Annotated in this window: 3 protein-coding genes; 2 read left to right on the top strand and 1 reads right to left on the bottom strand. The window is 59.3% G+C overall.

The window, feature by feature from the left end:
- Positions 1 to 73: 73 nt before the first annotated feature.
- A complete protein-coding gene (gene hemW, locus NW841_RS01295; protein WP_414385024.1) occupies positions 74 to 1,267 on the bottom strand; it encodes a radical SAM family heme chaperone HemW in 1,194 nt (397 codons plus the stop codon).
- A 51-nt stretch (positions 1,268 to 1,318) separates the two neighbouring features.
- Here hemW and hisH point away from each other — a divergent pair, with 51 nt between their 5' ends.
- Both hisH and NW841_RS01285 read left to right on the top strand, forming a co-directional pair.
- Positions 1,319 to 1,969 (top strand): imidazole glycerol phosphate synthase subunit HisH, encoded by a 651-nt coding sequence (gene hisH / locus NW841_RS01290; RefSeq protein WP_414385022.1) that lies wholly within the window; start codon positions 1,319 to 1,321, stop codon positions 1,967 to 1,969.
- Between the two features lie 6 nt (positions 1,970 to 1,975).
- On the top strand, positions 1,976 to 2,153 hold a 178-nt coding region (locus tag NW841_RS01285), incomplete at its 3' end, for an EVE domain-containing protein (RefSeq protein WP_414385052.1).

Genomic DNA, 2,153 nt, shown 5'->3' with positions numbered 1-2,153 from the left:
CCTAAAGCAGGCTTTGCAACAACATCCCCCCGGTCAGTAAGAAAGGGAGCGGATGCATACCCAGTTGTTCGCACTATGGAAAAAGCTCTGCAATGACTTCGTTGGAAAACAGCCAGCCCTCGGGCGGGATCAGCCGCAGCCGCCCTCCTTCGCAACTGGCCCAACCTTTTTCAAAATAGGGATCTAGACGCCGCAAAGCCTGCTCCACCCTCGCAGGGCCAAAGCGCTGCCGTAAAGTTGCCAAATCCAGCCCTTCCTGCAAACGCAGTCCCAACATCACCGTATCCATCCAGATTTCTTCTGCAGAGGCCGGTGGCGGGAGAGGGTGAACTTGGGCTTTGACCTGTTCAAAATACTTATGGAGAGTTTTCGGCTGTTGAATGCGCCGCCCCCCTTCGTAGCCGACCGATCCCATGCCAAAGCCAAAGTAAGGGCGATTTTCCCAGTACACCCGGTTGTGGCGACAGGCATACCCAGGGCGGGCAAAATTGGAGATCTCGTAGTGGATGTAGCCGGCTTGGGTGAGCAGCTCCCGCGCCATCAAGTACATTGCAACTGTGATTTCCTCAGGGGGCAAAGGGGTATCCCCCGGTCGGTACATCCGACCAAAGCGGGTTCCCGGCTCAATCGTTAGATCATAGATGGAGACGTGGGTGGGGTTGATCTCAAGAACAGCCTGCAGCGATTGCTGCCAGTGCGCCAACGTCTGGTAGGGCAGTCCAAAGATCAAGTCCAGGTTGAAATTCGCAAAGCCCACTGCCTGCAAGTCGGCCACGGCTTCGTAGACTTCTTCCACCCCATGCAGGCGGCCACAGGCGGCCAGCAGCTCAGGTTGAAACGCCTGTACCCCCAAGCTGATGCGGTTAACCCCCAGATCCCGGTAGCCCGCCAACTGCTCCCGCGTCAGGGTGCCGGGGTTGGCCTCGAGCGAAATCTCGCAGTCAGGATGTAAGGGGATCCTCTCCCTGAGTTGAGCCAAGATCCGGCCCAATTGCTCCACCGTCAGCAGGGAAGGGGTGCCGCCGCCAAAGAAAATGCTGGTCAAGGGTTGGGGATCCCCAGCCAAATGGCGGTAGCGGTAGGCCCCCCCAATCTCTTGGCAGAGCACCTGCACATAGGTTTCTATTAGCTCGCGCGTGCCTAGGCCGGTGGCAAAATCGCAGTAGTGGCAGCGCTGCCGGCAGAAGGGGATGTGCAGATAGGCGGCCTCTGGCCAGCCAAGCTGAGTGGAGAGGGCAAAGTCTTCTGCAGAGGCTGCAACCACCATAGCTCCCTACCTTGCTAAAACCACTATACTGGTAGGCTTGTAAGGGATCCCATGAACGCTGTGCGCCTGGCAGTGATTGACTACGAGGCCGGCAACCTGCATTCGGCTTGCAAAGGGCTAGAGCGGGCTGGAGCCGAGGTGCAACTGGTCACAGGGCCGGCTGGGCTGGCGGCTTTTGATGGCCTCGTTCTGCCGGGAGATGGGGCCTTTGACCCAGCCATGCAGCAGTTGCGGGCGCGGGGCTTTGTGGAGGCTCTCCAAGAAGCAATCGAGCGGCAGCAGCCCTTTCTGGGCATCTGCCTTGGGCTGCAGGTTTTGTTTGAGGGGAGCGAAGAGGGGGTGGAGCCAGGGCTGGGCCTTGTACCCGGACAAGTGCGACGCTTTCAACCGGAGCCAGGCCTGCGCATCCCCCACATGGGCTGGAACCAGTTGCACCTCACCCAGCCCCTGTCTCCTCTTTGGGCAGGGATCCCTGACCAAAGCTGGGTTTACTTTGTCCACTCCTATCACGCCGTGCCCGAGGATCCCAGCTGGGTGGCCGCCACTACCCAACACGGCAGCCAAACCTGTGTGGCCGCCCTTGCCCGCGGCGCCTTGTTTGCCACCCAATTTCACCCCGAAAAGTCTGGCCCTGTAGGCTTGAAGATATTGCAAAACTTTGTCGAGTTTGTTGCCCGTCGCTTGCCTGCTGCCCGAGCTTAGCGTTCCATGAACTACTGGTTGATGAAATCGGAGCCCAGCGTCTACAGCATCTGGGATCTGCAGCGGGAGGGCCAAACCCTCTGGGACGGCGTGCGCAACTCCCAAGCCCGCAACTACCTAAAAGCCATGCAGGTGGGGGATCGCGCCTTTTTCTACCACTCCAACGCTAGCCCCCCCGGTATTG

It is taken from the genome of Synechococcus sp. H60.3, from assembly GCF_047462295.1.
In the GTDB taxonomy this organism is placed as follows: domain Bacteria; phylum Cyanobacteriota; class Cyanobacteriia; order Thermostichales; family Thermostichaceae; genus Thermostichus.
This window is presented reverse-complemented; position numbering and strand designations above follow the sequence as displayed.

Coding starts and splice junctions, on each gene's coding strand:
- hisH (WP_414385022.1), top strand. CDS start 1,319: ATGAACGCTGTGCGCCTGGCAGTGATTGACTACGAGGCCGGCAACCTG.
- hemW (WP_414385024.1), bottom strand. CDS start 1,267: ATGGTGGTTGCAGCCTCTGCAGAAGACTTTGCCCTCTCCACTCAGCTT.